The organism is Candidatus Hydrogenedentota bacterium (genome assembly GCA_016791475.1).
GTDB lineage: Bacteria > Hydrogenedentota > Hydrogenedentia > Hydrogenedentales > JAEUWI01 > JAEUWI01.
Genome location: JAEUWI010000408.1, coordinates 1 through 544 on the forward strand (window position 1 = coordinate 1; position 544 = coordinate 544).

General features: G+C 59.4%; 2 protein-coding genes. Both read right to left on the reverse strand.

Annotated elements, in window-relative coordinates:
* Window positions 1–166 (reverse strand): Hsp33 family molecular chaperone HslO (locus JNK74_29940; protein MBL7650392.1); only part of this gene is annotated, 166 nt, incomplete at its 3' end.
* A gap of 1 nt (window position 167) precedes the next feature.
* A partial coding sequence (locus tag JNK74_29945) for an ornithine carbamoyltransferase (protein MBL7650393.1) occupies window positions 168–544 on the reverse strand: 377 nt, incomplete at its 5' end.

A 544-nucleotide genomic window follows, 5' to 3' on the forward strand; every position in this document is an offset into this window, starting at 1 on the left:
GCTTTGCAACCGGCTCCGGGTAGTCGTGTCGGCTGAGAATATCGTCCAGCGTCGCACCCAATTGCACCGCACGGCCGCGTGCATCGAGTGTCTCGACTTGGAACGGCACAACCGCATCATCCCCGGCGAAGACGTATTCGTCGGAGCGCTTGGTGATGTCAGGCATATCAGACACGCGGGCGACCTCCTTCGAGACACCAGGCTAGAATGGCTTTTTGCGCATGCAACCGGTTTTCGGCTTCATCGAAAACGACCGAGTGCGGCCCGTCAATAACGGAATCCGTTACTTCTTCACCGCGATGGGCAGGCAGGCAGTGCATGAACAGGGCATCGGGATGCGCGTGCTTTATCAGGGCATCATTGACCTGATAGGGCATGAACACATTGTGGCCGCGCGCACGGCCTTCCTGCCCCATTGAAACCCACGTATCGGTGACGATGCAGTCAACGCCCTCGACAGCCGCGATAGGATCGGACGTCAGCTTGACATTGCCGCCGGCGCTCTTGGCCCAGGCGAGATATTTGCTCTCGGGCTCGCTGCCTT